The sequence below is a fragment of the Secundilactobacillus muriivasis genome, from assembly GCF_054785195.1.
On record NZ_BAABMI010000003.1, the window covers coordinates 24675 to 42670 of the forward strand.

Here is a 17996-nt window from a genome sequence, read left to right on the forward strand (position 1 = left end):
ATGAACTACTTTGGACAAGATTTGACGACGTTGCATGATGACCTCGTCAACAAGAAAATCACCGTCACTGACTTAGTGAAGGCCACTTTTGATAACATCGATGCAACTGACCCTGAAGTGAACGCCTTCTTGAACTTGAACCGAGAAGCTGCGTTAGCGAAAGCAGCTGAATTAGATGAAAAGGGAATCGATGCTGATAACGTCTTATCAGGGATTCCATTGGCAATTAAGGACAACATCGTCACTAAAGGCTTGACCACAACGGCCGCTTCCAAGATGTTGGAAAACTTTGTGCCAGTTTACGACGCAACGGTGATGCAACGCTTGAACGCCAAGGACGTCATCAACGTTGGGAAGACCAACATGGATGAATTTGCCATGGGTGGCTCAACTGAAAACTCAGCCTTTAAGATCACTAAGAACGCTTGGGATCACGAAGTCGTTCCTGGTGGGTCATCAGGTGGTTCTGCTGCGGCAGTTGCTGCTGGTGAAGTTGTGGCCGCTTTGGGTTCTGATACCGGTGGTTCGATTCGCCAACCCGCTTCATTTAACGGGATCGTTGGGATGAAGCCAACTTACGGCCGAATCTCACGTTGGGGCTTGATTGCCTTTGGTTCAAGTTTGGATGAAATTGGCCCAATGACTCGGACCGTTAAGGATAACGCCATTTTACTTTCAGCAATCGCAGGGCATGACGAACGTGATTTAACCACGTCAACTAAGGATGTGCCTGATTTTGCTGCGGAATTAAACGATCAAACCAGCGTTAAGGGCATGAAGATCGGTTTGCCAAAGGAATTCCTTGGCGAAGGGGTCGACCAAGACGTGAAGGATGCCATTTTGGCAGCCGCTGACAAATACCGCGAATTAGGCGCTACGGTGGACGAAGTTTCCTTGCCACATAACAAGTACGGTGTGGCAGCCTACTACATCATCGCCAGTTCCGAAGCCTCATCTAACCTCCAACGGTTCGATGGGATTCGTTACGGCCACCGGGCCCAAGACGTAAAGAACTTGGAAGACGTTTACGTGAAGTCACGGACTGAAGGTTTCGGCGATGAAGTTAAGCGTCGGATCATGTTGGGGACGTTCTCCCTTTCAGCTGGGTTCTACGATGCCTACTTCAAGAAGGCTGCCCAAGTACGGACGTTGATCATTAACGACTTCAAGGCCGTTTTGAAGGATCACGACTTCATCATGGGACCAGTTGCCCCAACGCCAGCCTACAAGATTGGCGAGGAAGTTTCTGATCCAATGACGATGTACATGAACGATATTTTAACCATCCCAGTTAACCTTGCCGGTTTACCAGGGATGTCAATTCCTGCTGGTTTCTCAAACGGGTTACCTGTTGGGATGCAATTGATCGGTCGGCCATTCGATGAAAGCACGCTTTACAAGGCGGGTTACGTCTTCGAACAAGCCACTGATTTTCATAACCAAACACCAAACCAAGGGGGCCAAAACTAATGAACTTTATCACAACCATTGGGCTTGAAGTCCACGTTGAATTAAAGACGAACTCTAAGATCTTTAGTCCATCCCCCGTTGAATTTGGGGACGATCCTAACGCTAACACCAACGTCATTGACTGGGGCTATCCTGGGGTCTTACCAGCAACCAACAAGGGCGTTGTTAAGAGCGGTATCATGGCTGCGTTAGCCTTACACGCCAGCGTTGAACCACACACGCACTTTGACCGGAAGAACTACTTCTACCCGGATAACCCAAAGGCGTACCAAATTTCACAATCCGACAAACCATTGGCACACGATGGCTGGATCGAAATTGACGTTGACGGCGAAAAGAAGAAGATTGGGATCGCTGAGATGCATATCGAAGAAGATGCCGGGAAGAACACCCACGAACGTGACTATTCCTACGTGGATTTGAACCGTCAAGGCACGCCATTGATCGAAATCGTGTCGAAGCCTGAAATCGCCTCACCAGACGAAGCCTACGCTTACCTAGAAGCTTTGCGTCAACGGATTCAATTTACTGGGATCTCCGACGTGAAGATGGAAGAAGGCTCGATGCGGGTCGACGTTAACATTTCGATCCGTCCAGCCGGCCAAAAGGAATACGGGACTAAGACTGAGTTGAAGAACTTGAACTCCTTCAACTACGTTCGTAAGGGCTTGGCCTTTGAAGAACAACGTCAACAACGCGTCTTGATGTCTGGCGGCGAGATTCAACAAGAAACCCGTCGTTTTGATGAAACGACCGGCCAAACGATCTTGATGCGGGTCAAGGAAGGCTCTGACGATTACCGTTACTTCCCAGAACCTGACTTGCCAGCCTTGAACATTTCTGATGACTGGATCAACGAAATTGGGAGCGAAATGCCAGAAATGCCTGGTGATCGTCGCAAGCGTTACATCAACGAGCTTGGCTTGAGTGATTACGATGCCATGGTCTTGACGCAAACCAAGGAAATGTCTGACTTCTTCGATGCTACTGTGAAGTTGGGTGCGGATGCCAAATCAGCCGCTAACTACTTGCAAGGGGACGTTAACGCGTTCTTGAACGACAAGCATGCTGACTTGCAAGACACTGACCTGACGCCTGAAAACTTGGCTGGCATGATCAACTTGATCACTGACGGCACGATTTCAAGCAAGATGGCCAAGAAAGTCTTCAAGGCAATCACTGAAGGTAAGGAACCAAAGGCCTTCGTTGAAGAAAAGGGCTTGGTTCAATTATCAGATCCCGCGCAATTACAACCAATCATCGATGACATCTTAGCCAACAACGCGCAATCTGTTGAAGACTTTAACAATGGGAAAGACCGGGCCGTTGGGTTCTTAGTGGGTCAGATCATGAAGCAAACCCACGGGAAAGCTAACCCGAAAGTCGTTAACCAATTGTTGATGGCTTCCCTTAAGAAGTAAAATTTTTCGGAACAAATACTGGAGGAAACGCTTATGCGTAAACGGGCGCGGGTGATTTATAATCCTTCTTCTGGCCGTGAAGCCTTAAAGAAGGATTTGATCGATATCTTAGGTGTCTATGAACAGGCTGGTTATGAAACAAGCGCGTACGCGACAACGCCAGCGCCTAACTCTGCACGTGACGAAGCGGAGCGTGTAGCCCGCGACGGTTTTGACCTCGTCGTTGCGGCGGGCGGCGATGGCACCATTAACGAAGTCGTTAACGGGTTAGCCGGGTTGAAGAGACGGCCGATGATGGCCATTATTCCGGCCGGCACCACTAACGACTACGCGCGAGCCTTGAAGATCCCACGTGAGGATCCCTTGGCAGCTGCCAAAGTCGTGCTCAAGCAACAAACGATCAAAATGGATATTGGGCAAGCCGGCAAAAACTACTTCGTCAACATTGCGGGTGGTGGTCGACTGACCGAATTGACGTATGAAGTGCCATCTCAGTTAAAAACGCTGTTTGGCTACTTAGCGTACTTGGTGAAGGGGGCCGAACTGTTACCCCGAATCCGGCCGTTTAAGATGGATCTGCGTTACGATGGTGAAACCTATAATGGTGAAGCCTCAATGTTCTTCTTGGCACTGACCAATTCGATCGGTGGCTTTGAACAAATCGTTCCGGATGCCTCGTTAAATGACGGCAAGTTTACCATGATCATCGTCAAGACCAGCAATTTAGCAGAAATTCTGCATTTGCTGACTCTGGTGTTGAACGGTGGTAAGCACATCAACGATCCTCGGATCATTTACCGCAAAGTGCGTAAAGTTGATGTGAAGCCGGTTGAAGATTCCCGCATCATGATCAATCTTGATGGGGAATACGGTGGTGATGCACCAATGACGTTCTTGAACTTGAAACAACACATCGAAATTGTGGCGAACCTTGATGACATTCCAGACGATGCAGTGGAAGCTGAAAGTCAGGAATTGATTGAAGCGGAGCGCAAGTTCGTTCAGGGTGTTTCGGAGTTACCAGAAGATCAAGAATCAACGAAAACTGAGTAGTTAACAGGAATCAGTATCAATTTGAAGGGTTTTGCTGTATGATGGTTCAGGCAGCAAAACCTTTCTTTAGTTAAGCAAATAGGAGAATTAAATGAAAATACAAGCACCAGTAAGTAAAAATGAAACCTACACCGGCGACGTTGTGGACGTCACGTACGAGGGCTTAGGGGTTGTCAAAGTTGATAACTACTCCCTGTTCGTCACCAACGCGTTACCTGGTGAAAAAGTGAAGTTCGTTGTGACCAAGGTTGGCAAGAGCTTTGGCTTTGCGCGGGTTCTTGAACACCTGACCAAGTCACCAGACCGGGTTGAGATTCCAGCCAAAGACCGGAAACTCGCTCAAGCTGGGATCGCGCCATTACAACACATGACCTACGACGCTCAATTGCGTTTCAAGCAACACCAGATTCAATCCTTGTTAAGCAAAGGCAAGTTAGACTTAACGGTTAACGAAACCATTGGCATGGAAACCCCATACCACTACCGCAACAAGGCTCAAATCCCGGTTCGGTTAGTTAACGGTGAGCTAGAAACTGGCTTCTTCCGCCAACACACCCATGATTTGGTGCCATTGGAAGACTTTTACATCCAAGATCCTCGGATCGATAAGGCCATCGTAATCGTTCGCGACATTTTACGCGGGCAAGGGTTGACCCCTTACGACGAACGGACTCACCGGGGCATCGTGCGAAATATCATGGTGCGTCAGAGTTACTACGAAGACGAAATGATGATTGGCTTGATCACCAACTCGCACACCTTGCCACACGCCAAGGAGATTGTCGCTGAAATCGTTGATGCTTTACCAAACATCACCAGCATCATTCAAAACGTTAACAGCCGCCCAACCAACGTTATCATGGGACCCATCACCAACGTGCTTTACGGCGAACCAGTGATCCATGATTCGTTGTTAGGAAACCGGTTTGAAATTTCGGCCCAATCGTTCTACCAAGTGAACCCAGTCCAAACGGAAAAATTGTATCAACTTGCAATTGACCGGGCTGGCTTAACAGGGAACGAAACCGTGATCGATGCCTACTGTGGTATCGGGACGATTTCCCTTGCGATGGCTCGCCACGCCAAGGAAGTTTACGGTGTCGAAGTCGTCTCAACCGCCGTTGAAGACGCTAAGAAGAACGCTAAGTTAAACGGTTTGACCAATACCCACTTTGAAACCAACAAGGCCGAATACCAAATGGCCGAATGGCAAAAGCAGGGCTTGAAGCCGGACGTCATCGTTGTGGATCCACCACGTAAGGGCTTGGACGCAACCTTGATCGAAAGTGCAGCCGCAATGGCGCCTAAGAAGATCGTTTACGTTAGCTGTAACCCATCGACCTTAGTTCGGGATATCCAACGTTTCGCTGAAGTTGGCTACCACGTAACCGAACCAATCCAGCCCGTTGATCAATTCCCACAAACGCCACATATTGAATCAGTGACGTTGTTGGAACGGGACTAATTAGTTTTGAATTAGCACTGACAGTTAATTGCTGTTGGTGCTTTTTTTGTTGTCGCTTGTGTCCAGCGTAAGTGTGTTTAGTTTGTGAAGTTCGGTGATTCTGGTCTTCTATATTGGGAGGATGCCGCGGGAGGCTACGGCGCTATGCGGGGACTGGAACGCAGTGGCCAGCCTACGAGCTAGGAATGGGCAAAAACCGCCCATGCCGGATCTCTCCGGACTGGCGTATGACTAAAGCACTCGCACCCCGAACCCCACGGGGCACGACTGCTTAAGTCATACCGACACTGCTGAGCCCCGCGCGCCTCCGCCTCCCGCTACATGGTGCGCTGTCGGAAACTTAACTGCTACCTACAACAATCTGCAGTTGACGGAACTGCGTAATGGCAACGTTAGACAATTACTTGACAACTGCAGACGCGTAACCGCAATGGACCAACGATCGTGTGAAACTAATCTGCCAGTTATGCGCTACGTTCACGTAACCTTACTACAATTGCGCTGATATTCAGCCATCGCAATATAAATCGCTGATTGCTGATCAATCTGGACGTTTGTCGAATCAACGTCAGTCGTTGTAATCCCGTGACCGAACGTACAGTTAAGCGCTTGAGATGATCTGCAATGGCGACCAATTGCGCAATATGAGATTCCGGTCAGCGGCTAGGTGGATGCTGTGTCGCGATGATTGGTGGTTGTTGGTGTCCTTCCGACAACCGCCAATCATCGGGGACAAATGTAAGACTCGTATGGATTTGGGCGAGGCTTACATTTGAGGTCTGAGACCGCCCTTTGGCTCAGACCGGCCCCACAGCAGGAACCTAGTCGCTGACCGGAATCGTAAATCCACGCAAATCATCGCACTTCATAAGCTAAACAGAAGAATGTTTACGCTGGACACAAACGTAACCTTATACTCCAATAGAACAGTTTTGTATCGTAATGCGGTATACTAAAACTAGTAAATGTTAAGGTCAAGAAAGGCGGTCATTTGACATGCAAGCATGGGTATTACAGAATCAATCAGATAAGCAATTAAGTGCGTTAAAGTGGCAGGCTGTCCCACAGCCGGTGCCAGCAGATGATGAGGTGTTGGTGAAGGTTCACGCGAACGGGTTAAATCCAGTGGATTACAAACTTGTTGAGGGTGGGGTTGCCAGTTGGACATATCCTCACGTGATTGGGTTAGATGTTGCTGGTGAAATTGCAGCAATTGGCTCGAGCGTGACTGATTTTCAGATTGGTGACCGGGTATTTTACCACGGCGATTTGGCACGACAGGGTGGCTTTGCGGAATACGTGACGACTAAGGCTGACGTTGTTGCACAGTTACCGGAAAAATTGTCGTACGAACAGGGCGCTGCATTACTGTGTGGTGCGATGACTGGGTATCAAGCATTTTATCGGAAGGCTAATTTAACTAATGTTCACACCGTGTTGGTTCACGCTGGTGCCGGTGGGGTTGGCGGCATTGTGATTCAACTTGCCAAGGCAGCTGGTAAGACGGTCTACACGACGGTTTCGAAGGGCAAGCAGGCGTTCGTTAAACAGTTTGGGCCAGATGAAATGATCGATTACCATGCCACTGATGTGACTGAGGCCATTAAGCAACTCACTGACGGGTTGGGCGTCGATTTAATTATTAACTCGATTGGTTCGGCTGAGGCAACCAAGGATTTGGAACGAGTGGCCTATAACGGGTGCGTGGTTACGATTGATGGTCAACCGGATATCAGTCAGACTGATGCGTTAGACCGTGGGGTTGGCATTTATAGCCTTAATCTTGGTGGCGCACATCGTAGTGGTAATCCGGTCCAACGACACGATTTAGCCGTAATGGCTGAAGCTTTGGGTCAGCTCACTGCGGCAGGTCAATTGGACCCGATGATCGAACGCATTTTACCAGTCTCGGCCGTTCCAGAGGGGCTACAGATGCTTAAGGATCATCAAGTTACGGGTAAGTTAGTTGTGAGTTGGGACGACGGTCAAACAGAAAGCAAATAATTCCTAAAATTGGGGAGTCTTGGGGTATCATTAGAATGCTAATATGGCTATAATGAGAACTAATTAAAACCACATTGGGGGAGCACGGATGTTAGAGAATCTATTGGCTGTCATTAAAGAAGAGGGCGTCACCGAGCAACTGTATCACGGGTTGGTAGGCGTCGAGATCGAAGAAAATCGAATTGATAAGCTGGGCCGATTAAGTCGTCGGCCACATCCAGAGGAGTTTGGTTTGCGGGTCTATCACCCGTACTTACAATCGGATTTTGCCGAGGCCCAAACTGAGATTATCACGGATCCCAATCCGACTATTGGCGGGGTTCTTGATCAACTCGATACATTGCAGACGGTCGTTTACCGGTCACTACAGGGCGATGATCGCATCTGGCCATTAAGTATGCCACCCATGGTGTCAACGGAAGACATCGACTTTATCAAGGCGCACTTTGAGCGACCAAAGTACCAAAAGTACCGAGACTATTTAACGGTCAAATACGGCGTGCAACCCAAAATCATCACCGGGGTACACCTGAATTACAGTATTCCAGACCCGGTGATCAACCGGTTGTACACCCACTATCAAGACCAGTTTGAGCGCGTCGTTGATTTTCGAAACGCGCTTTACTTCCGAATGGCGCAGAACTTTGTGCTGAATCGCTGGTTGACGACGTACCTATTTGGCGCCTCACCAGTTGCTGAAAAGGGCTTCTTTGATCAGATGCCAGCAGAACTGGCGCAACCAGTTCGAAGTATTCGTAATAGTCATTACGGCTATGCCAACAAAGTTTCCGATGGTGCAGACATGACAATCTACCAGTCGCTACCACACTTTGTTGACCGGTTGAGTCAGTTGATCGATGATGGCACGTTGTACGACCAAGCGGAATTTTATGGCCCGGTTCGGCTACGTGGCAATGCTAATTTAAAGGATGATTTGACCAAAGGGATTCGTTACCTTGAGTACCGATCGATTGATACGACGCCGTTTCAATCAAATGGTATTAGTCGGCATGCGCTGTATTTCATGAAACTATTAGCGTTGTATGCATTAGTGACCCCGGTCGATGATGACCAAATTGTGGCGCAGTTACAACAAGCTGAGTTAGATAATGAACGGGTTGCGCTGGAAAATCCACTAGAACCATCGTCTAAAGCCGAGGATGGTCACCAACTGTTTATTAATCTCCATGACTTGGCGGTTGAACTCAATGCCCATAGCGAGCAATTAGCGGCCATTGATGACTTTTCAGAAGTCATGAGTCACCCAGAATTGACCCCAGCGGCGAAATTAGTCGGTTACTTAGAGGATGGTAGTTTAATGCCGTTTGCCATTAAGCGTGCCGCGGAGTGGAAGGCGGCCCGAGTTGGTGCGGATGATTTGCTGCCAAGGTTGTCGTTGATGCCAGTTCGCGCACAGGAATTGGTCTTCCGGGCCATTCAACTGGGGATTCGTTACTATGCGGTTCGAGACGAACATGGCGAAATTATGTTGATGCTGACATTTGATGAGTTGACGCAGGTGGTGTCGACGGATCATATTCCGGATGAACCAGCGACTGAGTATTTGAAGCGCTTGTTCCCGGAGCTGGAGATTGAGAAACACTAGCGAGAGAAAATAGGTTTAGGGACATTAATAACCGTAGATTTCTATCTTAGAAGTCTGCGGTTATTTTAGTAGCCGATGCATCGGCCTGTGTCGGATTAGTTGAGTGAAAAATAACGTTGTTGAAATATAAAGACGTTATTTGATTTATGTTACTTTGTTAACAAAAGTAATATCATTAACTATATAGATAAAAGCGGGGTTATACATCAAATAGTGATTGACGATGGTGGTCGACCATTATAAAATGAATATGATTTAATTATAATTAGAATATAAATTGCTCAGCCCAACCCACTTTGAGCAGGTGAGTTGGTGACACGACCCGGACAGGAGAGAGACCTGTTGGGGTCGTTTTGCGTTTTTTAGGGAGATTTTGAGCGGAGGCATTCAGAATGCAGATTACGAAACGGCTGATGACCACCATCCTAGTATGCGATGCAGTGCTATTAGGGACGATGGTGAGCGCGCATCAAGCCAAAGCAGCAACAGCGGTCGATAGCGTTACGCAGGAATCGACTGTGGCAAATCAAGATACATCAGAAGCAACGTTGACGGCGAGTGGGGATTCGTCGTTGACACCCAAAGAAAACGCTAATCAAAATGATACAAGTGCGGAAACAGTGGGTAAGGAGCAACCAACCACCTCAGCTAAGACAGCAACGGGTAGTGAACCCGGCGCCAGTGATACGGCTAAAACCGTCACTGATCCGCAAAACGATGAGGATTCATCTGAAAATCAGCAAGATGCTGACAGTGATGCGAATCCAATCAAGTCCGTAGACGACCAAAACGACCAGCAGAAGTCGCAACTGAACGCGGATGCCCAAAAGGCAACGCAGCCAAACGTGACACTGACGGCAGTTAACAGTAGCGTGCAGGCCGGTGCTGACGCGAGTTTTACGTTAACGGTCAGTGTGCCGGGTGACATCACACCAGCCAAGGATCAACAGTTGGTGGTGCAATTACCAACCAACTTTGATTTGGATCCCGATACCGATTTAGCAATTGCTGATGTGACGCCAACTACCGATGATGTTAACCGAACCGTGACCTATGATTTTGGCAATACATTACCGGGTACTAGTTTGTCCAAACAGTTTTCGTTGACGACTGCCGGTCAACCGTTGGCCAACAACACTGAATTGACGCTGGGAACCCAATTGCTGTTTGACAAGCAGGTTGTGGCCGAAGCGACTCAGAGTGTGGTGGTGGTGACGAAGGCGGAGTTGGATGTTAGTAATACCCTAGTCGGTATTATTCAGTCCGATGCGGATGGCAATCCCGAGATTGATAGTGATGGTAATAAACTGATAAGGCCTGATCTTATCACGGGAACTCCAGATGACTATGCTATTTATCAAGCCACTATAACGGTTCCTAAAGTACTGGGACAGGCTTATTTGGCGCCTGGTTCAGTCATTGCACTCAACGTCTATCTACCAAGTGAGATGATGTGGACAACTTGGCAAAATGGGCCGACAGTTGCGCATCTCGTGGATGACGATAACCAGATTATTTCTAATGCGTTGCAATTTCAGTTTACCGCACCAAGTTATGAAGAGCAGGAAGCTAATGTAACTAAAAATGGTAGTTTGTTCTCGATGGACTATTTGTATATTACTCAGTTATCCCAGAATGTTGAACCGGGGACGCAATTAACTGTCGTCACTCAAGCTGGTGCGACGACGATGGATGGGGATACCGTTGCCTCTCAACAAATTGGAACCCAGATGACGGTGGCGGAAAAGTTAGCGGATCAGACAATCACAGAACGCGAAGGTGAATTTCACTATACTCAAACCTATGCCTCGCCCACGAAACAGATTACACCGGATGGGACGCTTCAATTTACCGCGAGAATTAGTGCGGGTTATGCCCTCTATTTTAATGATAGTAGGTATTCAGCGTTTACAGGACATGATGCCAGTGATGCTGCAATCAGCAAATTTATCATCAATTATATGGTAGATCCGCATTTAAATGCTGACCTGATGTTTCTCAGTGATCCGGTAGAGGATCATGGGAATGGCTTTAGCACGCTACAGACCTTACCGAAGTTCGATTTATACGTTAAGTATCAAGATGACGATCAATTTGAAGCAACTAGTTTGAAAGGCTATACTGCTGGGGCGGTTGATTTGAACCAGTATGTGGATAATAATCGTGGCGTTGAACAACTGCAATTGGTCTTTACAACAATTCCGAATGGTATGTCATACTACAATGGTGTTGGGTTTCAACTGTCACCTAAATCGGGATACTATGGTACCGTAACGAGTGATTGGACAGTCGAAGTTGGCGGACTGGTTTACGGTGGCTATTACGATATTCTTTACAGTAAGGACGGCGCAACGGTTTTACCGGGAAGCTATGACACTGGCGACACGGAGAAGGATGTTGGGAAAGACTATAATGAAATTCATTTAGCAGAAAGTGGTTGGTCTGGTGAAGAACTAGTAGACGAGGTTGCAACCAGAAAGTCGATCATGGCATCCCAAAGCGCCGAAATCGTCAGACCCGCCGAATCTGCCGCCATCATTAACGAAAATGCGACCTTTGCGAAGGCCGATAACGGTGTTGTGAACGAAGGCGACAATCAGCTTCAAATTAGCATTAGTAATGACGAAGTTGCCACCGACTACCTTACTGGCGTTACCACGTCAGTTGTCTTACCAAAAGGGGTCAGCTATAACGGTAACGTTGCCGGTGTTCAAGTGCTGGATTCCAACTATCAAGGGACTGGTCAAACGCTACTGGGCATTACTTGGGCCAATGACGCCATCACACCAGGCCGTGCGAACACGGTCAGTCTACCAGTAACGGTTGCCGCAGTCAGTGGCTTGAACCAACTCAGCATTGGCGTTTACAGCAACGTTGATGGCGATACCGCTACGGCACTCAACAGTGATCAATTGGATGCCACAGTACCGGTGATTGCCGGAAACTATGATTTCTTGGATGCCAATCGATTAGCCTTTGGGCGGATGATCACCTATGGGTCAACGTTAACTCAGGACGCCACCTTAGTTCGTCTGGTTGCCACGACCCTTAGCCAAATCGCTGCCGGACAAACTGGGACGGCGAACCTGCAATTTAGCAAGGATACGGCGGATGCGCTGAATCAACTCACCGTCACCGGTTCAGTGGTATCTGGAACGGGACTGACGCTTAACGGACCGGTAACGTTGCCAGATAATTGGCAAAATCAAGCTACGGTTACTTATACAACCGAAGCTGATCCAACCACAGCGACTAACTGGCAATCAGCTGATAGCGTGGCAGACTACAGTCAAGTTACCGGCTTTAAAATTCGCTATCAAAAGAGCGGCAGTTATTTAGCGGGTGGTGCGCAAACTATTGCGGTACCAGTAACGCTTGCTGAAACAACCAATTTGGGTCAGATGGTGGGACTAGTGTATACCGTTGCTGCGGATAATTTGCCAGCGATTGATGGTATTCAATCCGTGATTGATGTAACGGCACCTGTCCAAATCAAAACAACGGTAGGACCAGCAATTTCGGTAACCGCCGATGATTACTATGATTATACGCACCCAATCACCAAAACAGCAGTGGGACCAGCGGTTTCAGTTACGGCAGATCAATATTATGATCACACCACGCCAGACCCAACAACGACCACTAAGCCAGGGGACAACAGCAATCCACAACCGGGTGAAACTGATGAACCGCAAACTACAACACCGGTTCAAGGGAAATCACAACTAGATAAGCTTCAACAACCGGCTAAAAAGATTAGTTTAACGGGCATTCCGTTACACCTTCAACCGTTGACGATCAGCACCTCAACGGATGTTCAATTCGGGACAGCCGTCCTTGAATCGGGTGAACCAGCTGATAGTTCAACGACTGGGAACGATCAGCAAGCTACCGATAGAACAACTGCTGATGGCACTGATGACAGTACTAAATCATCAACGTCCAATTCTCAAGGTCGAACCGACAACGAGGCAACGACAAATGAAAGTCATAATTCAGCCGGTGTGGCATCGAACCGTACCGGAGTCCGTGGCATGTCGGCTACAACGGTTAATGGCCGGACCCAGAATAGTCAACTAGCAAATGGTCAAAATAGCGTACAGGCTGGCACAACCGCATCCAAACCGGATGAAAAAGGTCGCCTGCCGCAAACGGCAGAAAAAGCCTTGCTGTGGGCGGCGTTGCTAGGGCTCATTGGCTTGGCGACTGCCACTTGGTATAAACTTAAAAAGTTACGGAAAAACGAGTAATTGAAATTGGTTGAACGTCAGTAGCATTGACCAGAGAACTAAACTGATTCAGACAGTTTCACAAAAAATAAACGCAATCTTCAAAATGACGATGGTCATCACGAAGATTGCGTTTTTAATTCGTTTAAGCTTGTTGGTGCTTTTGATGGTACAAGTAGACGGGAATGCCAATCCCGGTCAGCACCAGACCAGTAATCGCAAGTAAGGTTTGCGTCCAAATTGTAGCAATCAGGATGAACAACCCACCGAGAATGGCAATGATTGGAATGACTGGGTACCCTGGCACCTTGTAGGGCCGTTTCAAGTCGGGTTCTCGCACTCGTAAAATAAATAGTGCGACGAACAGCATCACGTTAAAGATCCACATGACGAAGACTAACATATCAGTCAGGGTATCAAAAGAACCCATGAACATCATGATCAAGGCAATGCCAATTTCAACTAATCCCGCAAAGTAGGGCACGTAAGTTTTCCGAGATAGCTTGCGGAGATATTGACTAAATGGCAGGGCATCTTCTTCCGCCATCGCGAATGGCACCCGCATCCCGGTTAAGGTATAGCCGTTGATGGCGCCGTAAACGGAAATCAAGATCCCAATGGTTACTAACTTACCGCCCATTGGACCAAAAATAACTTGAGCTGCCTCGGAAGCGGTGTTTTGATTACCGGCAATTTCACTGATTGGCAACGTCTTTAAGAAGACAAAGTTGACCACGGCGTAAATCACCGTAATTAACACTAACCCAAGCACGATAGCGCGAGGCAGATCCTTTTCAGGGTGCTTCATTTCTCCCGCAATGTTTCCGATGTTGATCCAGCCGTCGTAGGCGAACATGGTGGCCAGTAAACCACCACTGAAGGCCGTCCCGAAACTCAGGTGTTGGCCAGCAACAACTGGAAATAGGCTGACGGGAACTTCACTTTTAGCTGCTAAGCCAAAGATGACGATGATAGCAATCGGAATCAGCTTAAAAATGAGCGTAGCGGACTGAAACAGGCCACCGACTCTAGCACCCAAGAAGTTGATGCCAGTGATGCTGAGACCGCAAAGAATGGCAATGGGCAGGTGCCAGGCCATTGGGAGGGCAAATAAGTTTAAAAATTGCGTCGAAAAAATAATCGAGAGTGCGGCAATGTTAGCCGGATAGTAGACCAGCATCAGCGCCCAACCCATTAAGAAGCCAGGGAGCTTGCCGTAAGTGTACTCGATGTATTTGATGGCGCCACCCGTTCGCGGGATGGCAGCCGCTAGTTCCGCAGCTGATAAACCAGCACATAGCGTCAGCAGACCACCAAGAACCCAAGCAGCCAGTGTCATACTGGTTGAGCGGGTTAAATCAACAACGCTGGCGACTTTGAAGAAGACGCCGCCACCGATGACGGTCCCCATCACCGTCGAGAGGGCGGTAAAGAGGCCGATTTCACGTTTTAAATGTGATTCTTCCATTTGATTTCGTTCCTTCCAAAATGCAATAGCCATTCATTATAACAAACAAAAACCCCGGCAACATGTGCCGGGGAAGGGTTTTGGGTTAGAAATCAATTAAAATTTATAATAAGTTATTTCTAGTGGAATGCAAGGTTCAGTAACATGACAATGATAATCCCGACGACCGAGATAACCGTTTCAAGCACCGTCCAAATCGAGAGCGTTTGCTTGATCGTCAAATCGAAGTATTCACGGAACATCCAGAAACCAGCATCGTTAACGTGAGATGCGGCAAGTGAACCGGCACCAATGGCAAGTACCATCAAAGCAGGATCAACACCGGCAGTTGCCATCAATGGGGCAACGATCCCGGCAGAAGTCAAGGCTGCAACAGTTGCAGAACCAAGGGCAACCCGGAGCACAACGGTGATCAACCAGCCAAGAATCAATGGTGAGATGCTTGAGTGAGCGAACATCTTAGCGACTTCGTTACCAACACCACCGTCGATCAAGACTTGTTTGAAACCGCCACCACCACCAATAACTAACAGCAGCATTGCGATGGACTTAACGGCACTTTCAAGAGTTGCCATAATGTCTTTAGTGACACGGCCACGAGCCCAGCCCATTGACCACATTGCGAACAAGAGTGAAATCAACATGGCAATCGCAGGATCACCAATCAAGTTAACGATTTGATCAAGCAGGGTCTTCGTCCCGGTACCAACGGTCATCTTGTAGATGGTCGTGATGGCCATCAAGATAACTGGGAAGAGGGAAGTTAACACTGACAAACCAAAGCCTGGTTCGTCATCTGGGTTCGTTTCCTTCATATCACCAAATGAGCTTAAGTTACCCTTACGTTCAAAGGCGCTAGGGGCAAACTTTTGAGCTAACTTAGTGAATAATGGACCAGCAACGTAGGCACTAGGAATGGCAACAACGATCCCAAAGAGCAGAACCTTACCATCGTTGGCGCCCAAGGCCTGCGCAATAGCAGTTGGTGCTGGGTGAGGTGGTAAGAACCCGTGGGTAACTGATAAAGCGGCAGCCATTGAAATCCCAAGGTACAAGATTGGCACATCGGCTTCAAGCGCAATGGCGAAGACGATAGGGATCAACAGAACCATCCCGACTTCGAAGAACAACGCCAAACCAATGATAAATGAAGCTAACATAATAGCTAATTGAAGGCGTTTCTTACCGAATTTGTCGATCAAGGTTGTGGCGATCCGGTGAGCACCACCGGCGTCGGCAACTAACCGGCCGAGCATGGCACCGAAACCAAAGACCAGTGACAGTTCCCCTAAAGAACCGCCAATCCCAGTTTCGATACTTGTTGCGATCTTAGATAAGTTCATCCCAAGTAAAATCGCAGTTAAAACAGAAGTCATGACCAACGAAACAAAGGTGTTGATTTTGAATTTGATGATCATCAATAACAGGAAGATAATCCCGATGACGAGCGCAAGTATTTCCATAATCTGTAAACCCTTTCATATAATGGCAATTAGAAACGCTCGTGCTATAGGCGTGACGAGCGTTTCTAAGGAACAACAACTGAAAACCCTTTTTTGTATTAAGATTAATACCAATAATTAAGTGAAACTAGTTTGATGCCTTTTTCTTAGCATCCTGGTGACGTTGGAAGTCAGCGATGGCCTTGTATTCGGTCTGTAACTGACGACTCAAACGAATGTAAATTGGGACAAGTGCCCGGTAAGCTTCGAAGGTTTCTGGGTTTGGATGGTGAACGTTGGTAGCACCAACGAACTTCTTCACTTCACTCAGATCATCGATCAAGCCTAAGCTGTACATACCGAGAACAGCGGCCCCTAAAGCAGTCCCTTCAACGGTTTCAGGAATCGTGACATCTTGTTCGAAGATATCAGCCAACATCTGACGCCAAAGGGCAGAGCGGGCGAAACCACCAGTTGCTTGGATGCTAACGGGCTTGCCAACAACTTCTTCCAGCGCAATCATGACGGTGTAGAGGTTGTAGACGATGCCTTCAAGTGCAGCCCGAACCATGTGAGCTCGAGTATGCGTCCGGGTTAACCCGAAGAAGGAACCACGCGCATTAGCATCCCAGATTGGGGCCCGTTCGCCACCTAAGAATGGGTGGAAGATCAAACCATCAGAACCTGCAGGAATCTTAGAAGCGATTTCAGTTAACAAATCGTAACTATCGATCTTCATTTGTTCCGCAGTGATCTTTTCTGGGGCAAACAGTTGGTCACGGACCCAACGGAAGACGATCCCACCGTTGTTAACTGGTCCACCAACGACCCACTTGTTAGGTGCGAGGTAGTAACAAAATACCCGGCCCTTAGGATCAATCTTTGGCTTGTCAGTGACAACCCGAACGGCACCAGAAGTCCCGATGGTAACAGCAGTCACACCAGGTTCGATGGCGTTGACCCCTAAGTTCGCTAATGGGCCATCTGAAGCACCCATGACGAATGGCGTTGCGGGATCGATTCCGATAACCCGTGCGTAATCTTCGTTCATGCCAGAAAGTTGATCAGTGGTGTCCACTAATTCTGGTAATTGGTCGCGGGTAACGCCGGCCAATTCAAGGGCTTGGTCATCCCAGTCCATGTTGAAGATGTTGAACATCCCAGTTGCGTTGGCAATGGAGTAGTCTTCCTTCAAAACACCGAACAGTTTGTAGATCACGTATTCTTTGATACCGACGAACCAACGCGCTTGCTTAAACAAGTCGGGTTGTTCGTTACGCAACCAAATCAGCTTTGTAAATGGCGTCATTGGGTGAATTGGAGTCCCGGTCTTCTCGTAAATTTGTTTGCCCACACCGTTCTCACGTAATTCATCGGCGTACTTAACGGCCCGGTTATCGGCCCAAGTGATCGCGCGTGTGAGTGGCTTATGGTTTTCATCTAACAGAATCAAACTGTGCATTGCGGCGGAGAAGGAAACACCCTTCAGTTCGCCAGGTTTGAGGTTGGCTTTACGTAACACCGTGGTTAAACCGTCCACGATAGCGGAGAAGATTTCTTCTGGATCTTCTTCAGCCATATCAGGAATATCTTGATAGAGCGGGTACAAATTGTTGGAATAACCCTGAACTTTTCCAGTGTTATCAAACAATACGGTTTTAACACTGGTGGTACCCATGTCAACACCAATCATATAATCCATTTTTTCGATGACTTCCTTTCTGACAAAAGCTACAATAAAGGCATGTGCATTGTACATGAAATTTAAACCGTTTTCAAATATATACATCGTACAAAGTGTTAACTGAGTAAAGAATCGCTAACTGACTTTTTGAGCT

Annotated in this window: 10 protein-coding genes; 7 read left to right on the top strand and 3 right to left on the bottom strand. The window is 47.9% G+C overall.

Going from position 1 to position 17996, the window contains the following annotated elements:
* The 7 genes from gatA (at position 1) to ACYVR3_RS00330 (ending at position 13269) form a co-directional block, all read left to right on the top strand.
* Positions 1-1470 (top strand): Asp-tRNA(Asn)/Glu-tRNA(Gln) amidotransferase subunit GatA, encoded by a 1470-nt coding sequence (gatA, locus tag ACYVR3_RS00300; protein ID WP_461242646.1) that lies wholly within the window; start codon positions 1-3, stop codon positions 1468-1470.
* The gene (gene gatB / locus ACYVR3_RS00305; protein ID WP_054736527.1) at positions 1470-2891 is read left to right on the top strand and encodes an Asp-tRNA(Asn)/Glu-tRNA(Gln) amidotransferase subunit GatB; all 1422 of its coding nucleotides are present in this window, start codon (positions 1470-1472) and stop codon (positions 2889-2891) included. The genes gatA and gatB overlap by 1 nt, the downstream gene beginning before the upstream one ends.
* Positions 2892-2924: 33 nt before the next feature.
* Complete coding sequence (locus ACYVR3_RS00310) at positions 2925-3944, top strand: diacylglycerol kinase (protein ID WP_057151941.1); 1020 nt, start codon at positions 2925-2927, stop codon at positions 3942-3944.
* Between the two features lie 91 nt (positions 3945-4035).
* Positions 4036-5409, top strand: coding sequence for a 23S rRNA (uracil(1939)-C(5))-methyltransferase RlmD (gene rlmD / locus ACYVR3_RS00315; protein WP_057151942.1), 1374 nt, complete (start codon positions 4036-4038; stop codon positions 5407-5409).
* Positions 5410-6405: 996 nt separating this feature from the next.
* Positions 6406-7413: an alcohol dehydrogenase catalytic domain-containing protein gene (locus ACYVR3_RS00320; RefSeq protein WP_461242647.1), complete on the top strand. Its 1008-nt coding sequence runs from the start codon at positions 6406-6408 to the stop codon at positions 7411-7413.
* An 88-nt stretch (positions 7414-7501) separates the two neighbouring features.
* Positions 7502-9019 carry a gamma-glutamylcysteine synthetase gene (locus tag ACYVR3_RS00325; RefSeq protein ID WP_461242648.1) on the top strand — a complete coding sequence of 506 codons (1518 nt, stop codon included), beginning with the start codon at positions 7502-7504 and terminating at the stop codon, positions 9017-9019.
* 392 nt (positions 9020-9411) lie between these two features.
* Positions 9412-13269 (top strand): hypothetical protein, encoded by a 3858-nt coding sequence (locus tag ACYVR3_RS00330; RefSeq protein WP_461242649.1) that lies wholly within the window; start codon positions 9412-9414, stop codon positions 13267-13269.
* Between the two features lie 124 nt (positions 13270-13393).
* On the opposite strand, the gene ACYVR3_RS00335 is transcribed toward ACYVR3_RS00330, so the two are convergent.
* From ACYVR3_RS00335 to gntK, 3 genes are all read right to left on the bottom strand, one after another.
* On the bottom strand, positions 13394-14716 hold the full coding sequence (locus tag ACYVR3_RS00335) for an APC family permease (RefSeq protein WP_057152258.1): 1323 nt from the start codon (positions 14714-14716) through the stop codon (positions 13394-13396).
* A 119-nt stretch (positions 14717-14835) separates the two neighbouring features.
* The gene (locus ACYVR3_RS00340) at positions 14836-16179 is read right to left on the bottom strand and encodes a gluconate:H+ symporter (RefSeq protein ID WP_057152257.1); all 1344 of its coding nucleotides are present in this window, start codon (positions 16177-16179) and stop codon (positions 14836-14838) included.
* 127 nt (positions 16180-16306) lie between these two features.
* Positions 16307-17860: a gluconokinase gene (gene gntK, locus ACYVR3_RS00345; RefSeq protein ID WP_461242650.1), complete on the bottom strand. Its 1554-nt coding sequence runs from the start codon at positions 17858-17860 to the stop codon at positions 16307-16309.
* Positions 17861-17996 lie beyond the last annotated feature (136 nt).